The sequence below is a fragment of the Pseudomonas sp. S9 genome (assembly GCF_000222125.1).
Lineage (GTDB): Bacteria > Pseudomonadota > Gammaproteobacteria > Pseudomonadales > Pseudomonadaceae > Aquipseudomonas > Aquipseudomonas segetis.
The window spans coordinates 82,395-97,447 of the sequence record NZ_AFFX01000012.1 but is presented as its reverse complement, the minus strand read 5'-3'; the positions used below and the strand labels follow the sequence as shown (position 1 = coordinate 97,447).

Sequence of the window (15,053 nt, the reverse complement as noted above, 5' to 3'; positions counted from 1 at the left end):
ATGACTAGCATTCGTACACTTTCCTATGACGCCATCATCATTGGTGGCGGCGGTGCAGGCATGCGTGCCGCACTGCAACTGGCTCAAGGCGGTCACAAAACCGCAGTAGTCACCAAGGTTTTCCCAACCCGTTCGCACACTGTATCGGCCCAGGGCGGTATTACCTGTGCGATCGCCTCGGCTGACCCGAACGATGATTGGCGCTGGCACATGTACGATACCGTCAAGGGTTCCGACTATATCGGTGACCAGGACGCTATCGAATACATGTGTTCTGTAGGTCCGGAAGCTGTGTTCGAGCTCGAGCACATGGGGCTGCCATTCTCCCGTACTGAAACCGGCCGCATCTATCAGCGTCCATTCGGTGGTCAGTCGAAAGATTTCGGTAAGGGCGGCCAGGCTGCTCGTACTTGCGCAGCTGCCGACCGTACAGGCCACGCGCTGTTGCACACCCTTTATCAGGGTAACCTCAAGGCTGGTACCTCGTTCCTCAACGAGTGGTACGCGGTAGACCTGGTCAAGAACCAGGACGGCGTCATTGTCGGTGTAATCGCAATCTGCCTTGAAAACGGCGAAACCGTTTATATCCGTGCCAAGGCCGTGGTTCTGGCTACTGGTGGCGCTGGTCGTATCTATTCGTCCACCACCAACGCCCTGATCAACACCGGCGACGGCATTGGCATGGCGCTGCGTGCGGGTGTTCCGGTTCAGGACATCGAAATGTGGCAGTTCCACCCGACCGGTATTGCCGGCGCTGGTGTACTGGTAACCGAAGGTTGCCGGGGTGAGGGTGGTTACCTGATCAACAAGCACGGCGAGCGTTTCATGGAGCGTTATGCGCCAAACGCCAAAGACCTTGCTGGTCGCGACGTTGTTGCACGTTCGATGGTTAAAGAGATCATTGCCGGTAACGGTTGTGGTCCTGATGGCGACCACGTAATGCTGAAGATGGATCACCTGGGCGAAGAAGTCCTGCTGAGCCGTCTGCCAGGCATCGTTGAGCTGTCCAAGACCTTCGCTCACGTTGACCCTGCTGTAACCCCGATCCCGGTTGTTCCTACCTGCCACTATATGATGGGCGGCGTTGCCACCAACATTCATGGCCAGGCGATCACTCAGGATGCCAACGGCAACGACAAGATCATCGAAGGTCTGTTTGCCGTGGGCGAAGTGGCGTGTGTATCGGTGCACGGCGCTAACCGCCTGGGCGGCAACTCGCTGCTCGACCTGGTGGTATTCGGCCGTGCTGCTGGCCTGCACCTCGAAAAATCGCTCAAAGAAGGTGTTGAGCATCGCAATGCCAGCGCAACTGACATTGAACAGTCGCTGGGTCGCTTGGCGGGCGTTAACGAACGTACCACTGGCGAAGATGTAGCCCCGCTGCGTAAAGAGCTGCAAAGCTGCATGCAGAACTACTTCGGTGTATTCCGTACTGGCGAATACATGCAGAAGGGCATTACCCAATTGGCCGACCTGCGTGAGCGGATCGCGAACGTCAAGATCGCGGACAAGAGTCAGGCTTTCAATACTGCCCGTATCGAAGCCCTGGAACTGCAAAACCTTCTTGAAGTTGCTGAAGCGACCGCTGTTGCTGCCGAGACACGTAAAGAGTCTCGCGGTGCCCATGCTCGTGAAGACTTCGAAGATCGTGATGACGAAAACTGGCTGTGCCATTCCCTGTACTTCCCAGGTGAAAAGCGCGTAGCCAAGCGTGCCGTCAACTTCTCGCCGAAGACAGTTCCGACCTTTGAACCTAAGATCCGGACTTACTAAGGGTGGCTGATATGTTGCAAGTAAGTGTTTATCGCTATAACCCTGAGAGCGACTCCGCGCCGTTCATGCAGGACTTCCAGATCGATACAGGCGGCAAGGACATCATGGTTCTTGACGTTCTGGCGCTGGTGAAAGAACAGGACGAAGGCTTCTCCTATCGTCGTTCTTGCCGTGAGGGCGTGTGTGGCTCCGATGGCATGAACATCAATGGCAAGAATGGCCTGGCTTGCATCACGCCGCTGTCGGCTGTGGTGAAAAACAACAAGCTGGTGATTCGTCCTCTGCCAGGTTTGCCAGTCATTCGTGACCTGGTTGTCGATATGAGCATCTTCTATAAGCAGTACGAGAAGGTTCAGCCGTTTTTGCAGAACGATACGCCAACGCCGGCTATCGAGCGCCTGCAGAGCCCTGAAGAACGCGAGAAGCTGGACGGTCTGTACGAGTGCATCCTGTGCGCTTGCTGCTCAACCAGCTGCCCGTCGTTCTGGTGGAACCCTGATAAGTTCCTCGGTCCTGCTGCACTGCTGCAAGCCTATCGTTTCCTGGCTGACAGCCGTGATACAAAAACAGTTGAACGTTTGTCGGCATTGGATGATCCATTCAGTGTGTTCCGCTGCCGCAGCATCATGAACTGCGTGAGCGTTTGCCCCAAGGGTCTGAACCCGACCAAGGCAATCGGCCACATTCGCGGTATGTTGTTGCAAAGCGGTACTTGATTCATCGTTTTCTGCTAGACCTGTAACGCCTGCGGTATCGTGCTTCATGCGATGCCGCAGTTATAGCCAGAATCGCAGCTCAAAAAGCCGCGGTTCTTATTTGAAATATTATGACGACCAGCAGGGGCATCTGGGCCGGAGCCCGGACTATCTGCGGGATCCGTGGTGGCTTTACCGAGGTCGCTGCATCAGGACTTCGAAAGCCCACGCGGTTTCTACGCCGGTGGTGTCCCCTAACCGAGGGTGACCAAGCATGCAAGAAAGCGTGATGCAGCGCATGTGGGACAGTGCCCACCTATCCGGTGGAAACGCTGCCTATGTGGAAGAGCTCTATGAGCTTTACCTGCACGATCCCAACGCTGTGCCAGAAGAGTGGCGCACTTACTTTCAGAAGTTACCGGCCGATGGTGGCGCCACAACAGACGTATCGCACTCCACGATTCGCGACCATTTCGTCCTGCTCGCTAAAAACAAAGCCCGTGCGCAACCGGTTTCTGCCGCTAGCGTCAGCAGCGAGCACGAGAAAAAGCAAGTCGAGGTTCTGCGTCTGATTCAGGCCTACCGCATGCGTGGTCATCAGGCTGCGCAGCTTGATCCGCTGGGTCTTTGGCAGCGCCCGCTGCCGGCTGACCTGTCGATCAATCACTACAGCCTGACCGACGCTGACATGGACACCACGTTCCGCACGGGTGGCCTTGTTATCGGCAAGGAAGAGGCAAGTTTGCGGGAAATTCTCGAAGCGTTGCAGCAGACATATTGCCGCACCATTGGCGCAGAATTTACCCACATCGTCGATTCCGAGCAGCGCAGCTGGTTCCAGCAGCGCCTGGAAAGCGTTCGTGGTCGTCCCCAATATTCCGCGGAAGTGCAAGGCCACGTGCTTGAGCGCCTGACTGCGGCTGAAGGTTTGGAGAAGTACCTGGGTACCAAATACCCGGGCACCAAGCGCTTTGGTCTCGAAGGTGGCGAGAGCCTGATCCCGTTGCTTGATGAAATCATCCAGCGCAGTGGCTCCTATGGCACCAAGGAAATTGTCATCGGCATGGCCCACCGTGGTCGCCTCAACGTATTGGTCAACACCTTCGGCAAGAATCCGCGCGACCTGTTCGACGAATTCGAAGGCAAGAAGACCGAAGGCCTGAGCTCGGGTGACGTCAAGTATCACCAGGGTTTCTCCTCGAACGTGATGACAGCGGGTGGCGAAGTCCACCTGGCGCTTGCATTCAACCCGTCTCACCTTGAAATCGTCTCGCCGGTTGTCGAGGGCTCTGTACGTGCCCGCCAAGACCGCCGCAGCGATGATGTGGGTGACAAGGTTCTACCAATTTCCATCCACGGTGACGCTGCCTTTGCAGGTCAGGGCGTGGTCATGGAAACCTTCCAGATGTCGCAGACTCGCGGCTTCAAGACTGGCGGCACCATCCATATCGTCATCAATAACCAGGTTGGCTTCACCATCAGCCGTGTAGACGATGCTCGTTCCACCGAGTACTGCACTGATGTGGCGAAAATGATCCAGGCACCGATCTTCCATGTAAATGGCGATGATCCGGAAGCCGTGTTGTTTGTCACGCAGATGGCTGTCGACTACCGCATGCAGTACAAGCGCGACGTGGTTATTGACCTCGTCTGCTACCGTCGTCGCGGTCACAACGAAGCCGATGAGCCGAACGGCACCCAGCCGCTGATGTACCAGCAAATCGCCAAGCAGCGCACCACCCGTGAGCTGTATGCCGAGATGTTGATCAACGCATCGCGCCAGACCGCCGAGGAAGTTCAGGCCAAGAGCGATGAATATCGCGCGGCACTGGATAACGGCCAGCATGTTGTGAAGAGCTTGGTCAAAGAGCCTAACAAAGAGCTGTTCGTTGATTGGCGTCCGTATCTGGGCCACGCCTGGACTGCGCGTCACGACACCCGTTTTGATCTGAAGACCCTGCAAGAGTTGTCGGCCAAGCTGCTGGAAACCCCAGACGGCTTCGTGGTTCAGCGCCAGGTTTCGAAGATCTACGAAGATCGCCAGAAGATGACCGCCGGTGCTTTGCCGATCAACTGGGGTTACGCCGAAACCATGGCGTACGCCACCCTGTTGTTCGAAGGCCATCCGATCCGTATTACCGGTCAGGACGTGGGTCGCGGTACCTTCTCGCACCGTCATGCTGTGCTGCACAACCAAAAGGATGGCAGCACCTACGTGCCACTTCAGAAACTGTATAACGAGCAACCGGATTTCGATCTGTACGACTCGTTCCTGTCTGAAGAAGCAGTGCTGGCGTTCGAATACGGTTATTCCACAACCACGCCAAATGGCCTGGTTATCTGGGAAGCGCAATTCGGTGACTTCGCCAACGGTGCCCAGGTTGTATTCGACCAGTTCATCTCCAGCGGTGAAACCAAGTGGGGTCGTCTCTGTGGTCTGACCATACTCTTGCCCCATGGTTATGAAGGGCAGGGGCCAGAGCACTCCTCGGCGCGCTTGGAGCGTTATCTGCAACTTTGTGCCGAGCACAATATGCAGGTTTGCGTACCGACCACCCCGGCCCAGATCTACCACTTGCTGCGTCGCCAGGTGATTCGCCCGCTGCGCAAGCCATTGGTCGTATTGACGCCTAAGTCGCTGTTGCGCCACAAATTGGCAATCTCGACGCTGGAAGATCTGGCCGAAGGTTCGTTCCAGACGGTGATTCCAGAGGTCGATGCACTCGATCCGAAGAAGGTTGACCGTGTCGTGATGTGTAGCGGCAAGGTCTATTACGACTTGCTCGAAAAGCGTCGCGCTGAAGGTTTGAACAACATTGCAATCGTACGCCTCGAACAGCTCTATCCGTTCCCTGAAGAAGATCTGACTGAGGCGCTTGCTGCGTACAAGAACCTCAAGCACATCGTCTGGTGTCAGGAAGAGCCGATGAACCAAGGTGCCTGGTATTGCAGCCAGCATCACATGCGCCGTGTGGTTGCTGCGCATAAGAAAACCCTGGTTCTTGAGTATGCCGGCCGTGAAGGTTCTGCATCTCCAGCATGCGGTTATGCATCGTTGCACGCCGAGCAGCAGGAAAAACTGCTGCAAGACGCTTTTACTGTTTAACGCCCGAGCGCAAGAGGCGGCCTGAGTAGGCCGCCTCGTTGAAAACCGAATTTAAGGACACACACAATGGCTATCGATATTAATGCCCCAACTTTCCCGGAATCGGTTGCTGACGGTACCGTTGCCACCTGGCACAAAAAGCCGGGCGACGCAGTCAAGCGCGATGAGCTGATTGTTGACATCGAAACGGACAAAGTTGTTATCGAAGTATTGGCTGAAGCCGACGGCGTTATCGCTGAAGTGGTCAAGAACGAAGGCGACACCGTACTGAGCAACGAACTGCTGGGCCGCCTGAACGAAGGCGCTGCCGCAGCTGCTCCGGCTGCCGCTGCCTCGGCTCCTGCTGCCAAGGCTGAGGCACCTGCTGCCGTGCCGGCTGCTGGTGACGACGACCAAATCCTTTCGCCTGCTGCCCGCAAGCTGGCTGAAGAAAACGGCATCAACCCAAGCAGCATCACAGGTACCGGCAAAGGCGGTCGCGTCACTAAAGAAGACGTTGTCGCAGCTGTTGAAGCCAAGAAAAACGCGCCAGTCGCCAAGCCGGCTGCTACACCTGCCAGCGCCCCGGCGATGGCTGTTGGTGATCGCGTTGAAAAGCGCGTACCAATGACCCGTCTGCGCGCCAAGGTTGCCGAGCGTCTGGTTGAAGCTCAATCGAACATGGCGATGTTGACCACTTTCAACGAAGTCGACATGACTGAAGTCATGGCACTGCGTTCGAAGTACAAGGACCTGTTCGAGAAGTCGCACAATGGCGTACGCTTGGGCTTCATGTCGTTCTTCGTCAAGGCAGCCACCGAAGCACTCAAGCGCTTCCCGGCTGTAAACGCTTCGATCGACGGTTCCGACATCGTTTACCACGGCTACGCCGACGTTGGCGTTGCTGTTTCGAGCGACCGTGGCCTGGTTGTACCTGTGCTGCGTAACGCCGAGTCGATGAGCCTGGCTGAAATCGAAAATGGCATCGCCACTTTCGGCAAGAAAGCCCGCGACGGCAAACTGTCGATTGACGAGATGACTGGCGGTACCTTCACCATCACCAACGGTGGTACTTTTGGTTCGATGATGTCGACACCGATCGTTAACCCGCCGCAAGCTGCTATCTTGGGTATGCACAATATCCTGCAGCGCCCGATGGCGATCAATGGTCAGGTTGTTATTCGTCCTATGATGTACCTGGCGCTGTCTTACGATCACCGCCTGATCGATGGTAAGGAAGCCGTGACCTTCCTGGTGACCATCAAGAACCTGCTGGAAGATCCTGCACGCCTGCTGCTGGATATCTAAACCCAGTTTCTCCCTTGGCGGCTCCCACAAGGAGCCGCCCCGTTTATTTTAGAAGGAATCAGTAATGTCTCAGAAATTCGACGTGGTAGTCATCGGTGCCGGCCCTGGCGGTTATGTAGCTGCTATCAAGGCGGCGCAACTGGGCTTGAAGACTGCCTGTATCGAGAAGTATCAGGATAAAGCTGGCAAGATCGCCCTGGGCGGTACCTGCCTGAACGTAGGTTGCATTCCTTCCAAGGCCCTGCTCGACAGCTCGTGGAAGTACCACGAAGCCCAGGAAGGCTTTGCCGTCCACGGTATCACTGCCAAAGGCGTGAGCATGGACGTGCCTGCAATGGTTGGTCGCAAGGACACCATCGTCAAGAACCTGACTGGCGGCGTTGCTACCCTGTTCAAGGCCAACGGCGTTACCCTGCTTGAAGGCCACGGCAAGCTGTTGTCTGGCAAGCAAGTTGAAGTCACTGCCCAAGACGGCACTACTCAGATTGTTGAAGCCGGTAATGTGATCATCGCTTCAGGCTCCAAGCCGATCGATATCCCACCAGCACCTGTTGACCAGGACGTTATCGTTGACTCGACCGGCGCCCTGGACTTCCAGGCTGTACCTAAGACCCTGGGCGTTATCGGCGCTGGCGTTATTGGCCTGGAGTTGGGTTCGGTTTGGTCTCGCCTGGGTTCGCAGGTGACTGTAATCGAAGCTCAGGACAAGTTCCTGCCAGCAGCTGATGACCAGATCTCCAAGGAAGCGATGAAAACCCTGACCAAGCAGGGTCTGAAAATTCTGCTGGGCGCACGCCTGACTGCTTCTGAAGTGAAGAAGAAGCAAGTGACCGTGAGCTTCACCGACGCCGATGGCGAGCAGAAAATGACTTTCGACAAGCTGATCGTCGCGGTTGGCCGTCGTCCTGTGACCACTGATCTGCTGGCAGCTGACAGCGGGGTTGACATGGATGAGCGTGGTTTCATCTTCGTCAACGACCAGTGCGAAACCAGCGTTCCAGGCGTATATGCCATTGGTGACGTGGTTCGTGGTGCAATGCTCGCGCACAAAGCCTCGGAAGAGGGCGTGATGGTTGCCGAGCGTATCGCCGGTCACAAAGCTCAAATGAACTATGACTTGATCCCATCGGTTATCTACACTCACCCGGAAATCGCGTGGGTTGGTAAAACCGAACAACAGCTCAAGGCTGACGGGATTGCTGTAAATGTCGGTACTTTCCCATTCGCGGCCAGTGGTCGTGCAATGGCTGCAAATGACACCGGCGGCATGGTCAAGGTTATTGCCGATGCCAAGACTGATCGCGTGTTGGGCGTTCACGTCATTGGCCCAAGCGCTGCTGAGTTGGTTCAGCAGGGTGCAATCGGCATGGAATTCGGCACCAGTGCCGAAGATTTAGGGATGATGGTGTTCTCGCACCCAACCCTTTCCGAAGCGTTGCACGAAGCAGCATTGGCAGTAAATGGCGGCGCCATTCACATTGCCAATCGCAAAAAACGCTAAGTGAACTGACTATTAACCCCTGGGTCTGCCTACACGGCAGGCCCATCGGTTACTGGACAAAAAGAACCACGACTACTGCCCGTGTTTGACTCCGGTCAAGCGCGGAATGTACGTCGGACTGCTCAAGATGGCGGTCACAGGTGGTGCGGCATTAAATTGCAGCACCGAATGCGCAATACCTAAACGAAGACGGTAGACAAGCATGAATCTCCACGAGTATCAGGGTAAGCAGCTATTCGCTGAATACGGCCTGCCCGTATCCCAAGGCTTCGCAGTAGACACCCCAGAAGAAGCCGCAGAAGCTTGCGACAAAATTGGTGGCAATGAGTGGGTTGTTAAAGCCCAGGTCCACGCTGGTGGCCGCGGTAAAGCGGGCGGCGTGAAGCTGGTCAAGAGCAAAGAAGATGCCAAGGCATTCGCAGCCAACTGGCTGGGCAAGCGTCTGGTGACTTACCAGACTGACGCCAGCGGCCAGCCTGTCAGCAAGATCCTGGTTGAATCCTGCACTGACATCGCCAAGGAACTGTACCTGGGCGCTGTAGTCGATCGTTCCAGCCGTCGTATCGTGTTCATGGCGTCCACTGAAGGTGGCGTAGACATCGAGAAAGTGGCACACGACACCCCTGAGAAAATCCTCAAGGCAACTATCGATCCACTGGTTGGCGCTCAGCCATTCCAGGGTCGCGAGTTGGCTTTCCAGCTGGGCCTGGAAGGTAACCAGATCAAGCAATTTACCCAGATCTTCGTTGGCCTGGCCAAGCTGTTCCAGGACTACGACCTGGCGCTGCTGGAAGTGAACCCGCTGGTAATCAAGGCTGACGGCAACCTGCACTGCCTGGACGCCAAGATCAACATCGACAGCAACGCCATGTACCGCCAGCCTAAGCTGCGCGCCATGCATGACCCGTCGCAGGACGATCCACGCGAAGCCCACGCTGCCAAGTTCGAACTGAACTATGTTGCCCTTGAAGGTAACATCGGCTGCATGGTCAACGGCGCTGGCCTGGCCATGGGTACCATGGACATCGTCAACCTGCACGGCGGTCAGCCAGCCAACTTCCTGGACGTTGGTGGCGGCGCGACCAAAGAGCGCGTTACCGAAGCGTTCAAGATCATCCTCTCGGATGACAATGTTAAAGCCGTTCTGGTTAACATCTTCGGCGGTATCGTTCGTTGCGACATGATTGCCGAAGGCATCATCGGCGCTGTGAAAGAAGTCGGCGTTAAGATTCCGGTTGTTGTTCGCCTTGAAGGTAACAACGCTGAGCTGGGCGCTAAAGTCCTGGCTGAAAGTGGCCTGAACATCATCGCGGCAACCAGCTTGACCGACGCTGCTGAGCAAGTCGTCAAAGCTGCGGAGGGCAAGTAATGAGCGTCCTGATCAATAAAGATACCAAAGTAATCTGCCAGGGCTTCACCGGCTCGCAGGGTACCTTCCACTCCGAACAAGCCATTGCCTACGGCACCCAAATGGTTGGCGGCGTGACTCCAGGCAAGGGTGGTTCAACTCACCTGGGCCTGCCAGTGTTCAACACTGTTAAAGAAGCTGTAGAAACCACTGGCGCTACTGCCAGCGTTATCTACGTACCGGCTCCATTCTGCAAGGACTCGATCCTGGAAGCAGCAATGGGCGGTATCAAGCTGATCGTTTGCATTACCGAAGGTATTGCTACTATCGACATGCTTGAAGCCAAGGTTAAGTGTGACGAGCTGGGCGTTGTCCTGATCGGCCCTAACTGCCCAGGTGTTATCACTCCGGGCGAGTGCAAGATCGGCATCATGCCAGGCCACATCCACTTGCCAGGCAAAGTAGGTATCGTGTCGCGCTCCGGCACCCTGACTTACGAAGCTGTCAAGCAGACTACTGACGCCGGTTTCGGTCAGTCGACTTGCGTTGGTATCGGTGGTGACCCGATCCCAGGCTCCAACTTCATCGACATCCTGAAGCTGTTCCAGGAAGATCCAAAGACCGAAGCGATCGTTATGATCGGTGAGATCGGCGGTTCGGCTGAAGAAGAAGCTGCTGCCTACATCAAGGCCAATGTGACCAAGCCTGTCGTTTCCTACATCGCTGGTGTTACCGCTCCTGCGGGCAAGCGTATGGGTCACGCTGGTGCAATCATCTCTGGCGGCAAGGGCACTGCAGACGAGAAGTTTGCTGCCCTGCAAGACGCTGGCGTTAAAACCGTGCGTTCCCTGGCTGACATCGGCAAAGCCCTGGCTGAGCTGACTGGTTGGGAAGTCAAAAAAGCCTAATCGCTTTTTTGTCTGGAAAGAGGCCACCTTCGGGTGGCCTTTTTTATTGGGAAAGAGTTACCTTGATCATCGCCTGCCCACGGTGGACAAGCTTCGCGTTGTCACGCCCTACGGGTGTCGTAGGACGGACAGCGCTTTTCTGTCCGCCAATAGCCTAGCTGCCCAAGTCATACACGCAGCAAAAAGCCCGCTACAAGAGCGGGCTTTTTGCTGTGGAGCAGGGCGCTTAGACGATAACGCCCTGGCTACGCAGGTAATCATCGTAGGTGCCGCTAAAGTCGGTCACGCCGCTGTCGCTCAGCTCGATGATACGGGTGGCCAGCGAGCCTACGAACTCACGGTCGTGGCTGACGAAAATCAGCGTACCCGGGTAGTTTTCCAGCGCCAGGTTGAGGGCTTCGATGGATTCCATGTCCAAGTGGTTGGTCGGTTCATCCATGATCAGCACGTTAGGCTTGTTGAGGATCAGCTTGCCGAACAGCATGCGGCCTTGCTCTCCACCGGAGATCACCTTGACTGACTTGAGGATGTCATCGTTGGAGAACAGCATGCGACCCAAGGTGCCGCGTACCAGTTGCTCACCGCCTTGAGTCCATTGACCCATCCACTCAAACAGCGTGAGGTCATCTTCAAAGTCATGGGCATGGTCCTGGGCGTAGTAACCCAGCTCAGCGCTTTCCGTCCACTTCACCGAGCCTGCGTCCGGCGTCAGTTCACCCATCAGGGTGCGCAGCAGGGTGGTCTTGCCGATACCGTTAGGGCCGATGATCGCCACGCGCTCACCCGCTTCAACGGTAAAACTGAAGTTCTTGAACAAGGTCTTGCCATCAAACCCCTTGGCCATGTGCTCGACAGTCACTGCCTGGCGATGCAGTTTTTTAGTCTGTTCAAAGCGGATAAACGGGCTGATACGGCTCGACGGCTTGACTTCAGCCAGTTGGATCTTGTCGATTTGCTTGGCGCGTGAAGTGGCTTGCTTGGCTTTCGAGGCGTTGGCCGAGAAGCGGCTAACGAAACTTTGCAGTTCGCTGATCTGTGCCTTCTTCTTGGCGTTGTCGGCGAGCAATTGTTCGCGCGATTGGGTCGCCGCTGTCATGTACTCATCGTAGTTACCCGGGAACAGGCGTAGTTCGCCGTAATCCAGGTCCGCCATGTGGGTGCAGACGCTGTTGAGGAAGTGACGGTCGTGAGAAATGATGATCATGGTGCTGTTACGCGCCGTGAGAATGTTCTCCAGCCAGCGGATGGTGTTGATATCCAGGTGGTTGGTCGGTTCGTCGAGCAGCAACACATCCGGGTCGGAGAACAACGCCTGGGCCAGCAATACCCGCAGCTTCCAGCCTGGTGCTACTTCGCTCATCGGGCCAAAGTGCTGGGCCAGCGGAATGCCCAGGCCAAGCAACAACTCGCCAGCGCGGGATTCGGCGGTGTAGCCGTCCATTTCCGCGAACTCGGTTTCCAACTCGGCGACAGCCATGCCGTCTTCTTCGGTCATTTCAGCCAGCGAGTAGATTCGGTCACGCTCAGCCTTGACCCGCCACAACTCGGCGTGGCCCATGATCACGGTATCGATCACGTTGAATTCTTCGTAGGCGAATTGGTCCTGGCGAAGCTTACCCAGGCGTACGTTTGGCTCAAGCATCACCTGGCCGCTCGACGGTTCAAGATCATCACCGAGGATCTTCATGAAGGTCGACTTGCCACAGCCATTGGCACCGATCAGGCCATAGCGGTTGCCGTTGCCAAATTTGACGGAAACGTTCTCGAACAGTGGCTTGGCGCCGAACTGCATGGTGATGTTAGCGGTGGAGATCAAAGGGCTTACCTATCAATAACTTAGATGTGTCTGGATTGGCCTGATACCCATTTGATACCAAAACCTGGCTTTTCCAGTCAGCTCCGGCCGGAGCTTGAGTCGATCCAGCGTGCATACTAAAAGAGCAGCGTCGGCACAGGTTGGCTGAGCTGCTGGGAAATGAATGCGGGGGTGATGCCAGACATTACGCCTATTGTCGCATAGGTGAGACTACAGTTGCACGGTGGCCGACAACGGGATTGTTGGTGCTATCAAATCGCTCGCCTCAATGGCGGGCTGTTTGTTTATGGGCTGACTTGGGTCAACATCCGGAAATATAAACAAATTCCTGCTACGCAAGCGTGCGAGATGATGTCCCTTTGGGGGCTGGGGCCTGCTAGCATGACACTTGTTGAGCATGCGTTAGCGCATCGCACCTATTGTTATTCTAGATGGATCTTTTATGAAAATTTTTACCCCCTTGTCGATCTTGACCCTGTGCAGCCTATTGGCTGTGCCGGTGATTGCTGCCGAGCAGGCGCCTGAAACCCTCAAGGGTTGTGCCGCCAAGAAGCAGGACATCATCGAGAAACTGGAGTTTGCAAAATCCCACGGCAATACCAACCAGCAGGCTGGTTTGGAAAAAGCGCTCAGTGAAATCAATGAAAACTGTACCGATGAATCGCTTAGGAAAGACCGTGAAAAGGCCGTTCTTGACGCCAAGCACGAAGTCAGCGAACGCAAGTCCGATCTTGATGAAGCCATGAAGAAAGGCGATCTTGAAAAGATCAACAAACGTAAGGAAAAACTCGCCGAGGCCCGTGAGGAACTGGATGAGGCGTTGCAAGAGTTGGAGAAATAATCCAGTCGCATCCTGATTCTGACTTGGCTTACGACCCAAACGCCCGCATTTGTGGGCGTTGAGGGGGATCAGTCGCGGAAAAACACCTGGACCAGGTGGTAACCAAACTGGCTTTTGATCGGGCCATGGACTTCGCGTAGCGGCTTCTTGAAGATCACCTGATCGATCGCACGGACCATTTGCCCCGGGCGAACCTCGCCCAGATCACCACCACGCTTGCCCGAAGGGCAAGTCGAGTACTTGCGCGCCAGTACGTCGAACGCTTCGCCCGCAGCCAGGCGTTTCTTCAGTTGAGCCGCTTCGGCTTCAGTTTTCACCAAAATATGTTTAGCCATTGCTTTGGCCATGGGCGGTTCCTCACAGGTTCATGCGCCGTATTGTGCCAGTATTTAGCAAATCGCTGAAATTATCCCGGCGAACATCTAGATGGCAGTGAATCTGGGGGCTGCACACTGGAGTTATCGACCCTCAGAACTCGCCTACTGTTATAGAACCTGTCTTGCGGACGCACACATGGACATTCAATCGTTACTCAAAATTCTGGCCAGCCAAGACGGCTCTGATTTGTACCTGTCGACAGGGGCTCCGCCTTGCGCCAAGTTCAACGGCATGCTCAAGGCCTTGAGCGCAGAGCCGTTAAAGCCTGGCGATATTGCTGCGGTGGCGGATGCCATCATGGACGTTGCCCAGCGTGAAGAGTTCGAGCGTGAGCTGGAAATGAACCTGGCGATGTCTGTGCCGGGAGTGGGGCGCTTTCGGATCAATATCTTCAAGCAGCGCAATGAAGTCTCGATCGTGGCGCGGAACATCAAGCTCGATATTCCCAAGTTTGAAGACCTGAAACTGCCAGAAGTGCTGCTCAGTACCGTGATGGAAAAACGTGGCCTGGTTTTGTTTGTCGGCGGCACCGGTTCAGGCAAGTCGACCTCGCTGGCGGCCTTGATTGATTACCGCAATCGCAACAGTGGCGGGCATATCATCACCATTGAAGACCCGGTTGAATACGTGCACCGGCACAAGAAGTCGATCATCAACCAGCGTGAGGTCGGCGTTGATACGCGCAGCTTCCATGCGGCGCTGAAAAACACCCTGCGCCAGGCACCGGATGTGATCCTTATCGGCGAGATTCGTGACCGCGAAACCATGGAGCACGCGCTGGCATTTGCCGATACCGGTCATTTGGCTATTTCCACCTTGCACGCCAACAACGCCAATCAGGCGCTCGACCGGATTATCAACTTCTTCCCCGAAGACCGCCGGCCGCAACTGCTGAATGATCTGGGTAACAACCTCAAGGCGTTCGTGTCCCAGCGGCTGGTCAAGACCACGGATGGCAAGCGGCGCGCAGCGGTCGAGGTGCTATTGGGCACGCCGACGGTGCGCGATCTGATCAAGCGCAACGAGTTCTCCGAGATCAAGGAAATCATGGAGAAATCGAAAAACCTGGGCATGCAGACCTTCGATCAGGCCTTGATCGACTTGGTTAATCAAGGTGCGATTGATGAGGAAGAAGCAGTTAAAAACGCCGATTCAGCAAACAACGTTCGGCTTAAGTTGAAGCTCTATCGCGAAACACCCGCTGCACCCGCTGCGCCTGCAGCAACCCCGGCAGCGGCGCCAGTTGCGCAGGCGAAACCTGCACCGACTGCTGATGCAGCCGACTGGGGACTTGAGTTGAAGCTTGAAGACATTGAAGTGGATACCCCGCCGGAGGACCCTGGCAGACAAGGTATCTAGTGCCACCTTAGCCCTGACAGCAAAAAGCCCGGCATGCCGGG

At 55.8% G+C, this 15,053-nt stretch carries 11 protein-coding genes; 9 read left to right on the top strand and 2 right to left on the bottom strand.

What is annotated here, in order from left to right; genetic code table 11:
* The 7 genes from sdhA to sucD all read left to right on the top strand — a co-directional run bounded on the left by sdhA (position 1) and on the right by sucD (position 10,618).
* Entirely contained in the window at positions 1–1,773 is a 1,773-nt protein-coding gene (sdhA, locus tag PSES9_RS0120260) for a succinate dehydrogenase flavoprotein subunit (RefSeq protein ID WP_010490065.1), read from the top strand.
* Between the two features lie 11 nt (positions 1,774–1,784).
* Positions 1,785–2,489 carry a succinate dehydrogenase iron-sulfur subunit gene (locus PSES9_RS0120255; protein ID WP_010490063.1) on the top strand — a complete coding sequence of 235 codons (705 nt, stop codon included), beginning with the start codon at positions 1,785–1,787 and terminating at the stop codon, positions 2,487–2,489.
* 253 nt (positions 2,490–2,742) lie between these two features.
* A complete protein-coding gene (locus PSES9_RS0120250; protein WP_010490061.1) occupies positions 2,743–5,574 on the top strand; it encodes a 2-oxoglutarate dehydrogenase E1 component in 2,832 nt (943 codons plus the stop codon).
* Between the two features lie 66 nt (positions 5,575–5,640).
* Complete coding sequence (gene odhB / locus PSES9_RS0120245; protein ID WP_010490059.1) at positions 5,641–6,861, top strand: 2-oxoglutarate dehydrogenase complex dihydrolipoyllysine-residue succinyltransferase; 1,221 nt, start codon at positions 5,641–5,643, stop codon at positions 6,859–6,861.
* A gap of 64 nt (positions 6,862–6,925) precedes the next feature.
* A complete protein-coding gene (gene lpdA / locus PSES9_RS0120240) occupies positions 6,926–8,362 on the top strand; it encodes a dihydrolipoyl dehydrogenase (RefSeq protein WP_010490056.1) in 1,437 nt (478 codons plus the stop codon).
* Between the two features lie 202 nt (positions 8,363–8,564).
* Positions 8,565–9,731: an ADP-forming succinate--CoA ligase subunit beta gene (gene sucC, locus PSES9_RS0120235; protein WP_010490054.1), complete on the top strand. Its 1,167-nt coding sequence runs from the start codon at positions 8,565–8,567 to the stop codon at positions 9,729–9,731.
* Entirely contained in the window at positions 9,731–10,618 is an 888-nt protein-coding gene (sucD, locus tag PSES9_RS0120230) for a succinate--CoA ligase subunit alpha (RefSeq protein ID WP_010490052.1), read from the top strand. Before sucC ends, sucD begins: the two co-directional genes overlap by 1 nt.
* 226 nt (positions 10,619–10,844) lie before the next feature.
* Here sucD and PSES9_RS0120225 read toward each other — a convergent pair whose 3' ends face one another.
* The gene (locus tag PSES9_RS0120225; protein ID WP_010490050.1) at positions 10,845–12,434 is read right to left on the bottom strand and encodes an ABC-F family ATPase; all 1,590 of its coding nucleotides are present in this window, start codon (positions 12,432–12,434) and stop codon (positions 10,845–10,847) included.
* 442 nt (positions 12,435–12,876) lie between these two features.
* Here PSES9_RS0120225 and PSES9_RS0120220 point away from each other — a divergent pair, with 442 nt between their 5' ends.
* Positions 12,877–13,275: a DUF1090 domain-containing protein gene (locus tag PSES9_RS0120220; RefSeq protein WP_010490048.1), complete on the top strand. Its 399-nt coding sequence runs from the start codon at positions 12,877–12,879 to the stop codon at positions 13,273–13,275.
* Positions 13,276–13,343: 68 nt separating this feature from the next.
* On the opposite strand, the gene PSES9_RS0120215 is transcribed toward PSES9_RS0120220, so the two are convergent.
* Positions 13,344–13,622: a peptidylprolyl isomerase gene (locus PSES9_RS0120215; RefSeq protein WP_010490046.1), complete on the bottom strand. Its 279-nt coding sequence runs from the start codon at positions 13,620–13,622 to the stop codon at positions 13,344–13,346.
* Between the two features lie 166 nt (positions 13,623–13,788).
* On the opposite strand from PSES9_RS0120215, the gene PSES9_RS0120210 reads away from it, so the two are divergent.
* Positions 13,789–15,012 (top strand): PilT/PilU family type 4a pilus ATPase, encoded by a 1,224-nt coding sequence (locus PSES9_RS0120210; protein WP_010490044.1) that lies wholly within the window; start codon positions 13,789–13,791, stop codon positions 15,010–15,012.
* Positions 15,013–15,053 lie beyond the last annotated feature (41 nt).

Coding starts and splice junctions, on each gene's coding strand:
- sdhA (WP_010490065.1), top strand. CDS start 1: ATGACTAGCATTCGTACACTTTCCTATGACGCCATCATCATTGGTGGC.
- PSES9_RS0120255 (WP_010490063.1), top strand. CDS start 1,785: ATGTTGCAAGTAAGTGTTTATCGCTATAACCCTGAGAGCGACTCCGCG.
- PSES9_RS0120250 (WP_010490061.1), top strand. CDS start 2,743: ATGCAAGAAAGCGTGATGCAGCGCATGTGGGACAGTGCCCACCTATCC.
- odhB (WP_010490059.1), top strand. CDS start 5,641: ATGGCTATCGATATTAATGCCCCAACTTTCCCGGAATCGGTTGCTGAC.
- lpdA (WP_010490056.1), top strand. CDS start 6,926: ATGTCTCAGAAATTCGACGTGGTAGTCATCGGTGCCGGCCCTGGCGGT.
- sucC (WP_010490054.1), top strand. CDS start 8,565: ATGAATCTCCACGAGTATCAGGGTAAGCAGCTATTCGCTGAATACGGC.
- sucD (WP_010490052.1), top strand. CDS start 9,731: ATGAGCGTCCTGATCAATAAAGATACCAAAGTAATCTGCCAGGGCTTC.
- PSES9_RS0120220 (WP_010490048.1), top strand. CDS start 12,877: ATGAAAATTTTTACCCCCTTGTCGATCTTGACCCTGTGCAGCCTATTG.
- PSES9_RS0120215 (WP_010490046.1), bottom strand. CDS start 13,622: ATGGCCAAAGCAATGGCTAAACATATTTTGGTGAAAACTGAAGCCGAA.
- PSES9_RS0120210 (WP_010490044.1), top strand. CDS start 13,789: ATGGACATTCAATCGTTACTCAAAATTCTGGCCAGCCAAGACGGCTCT.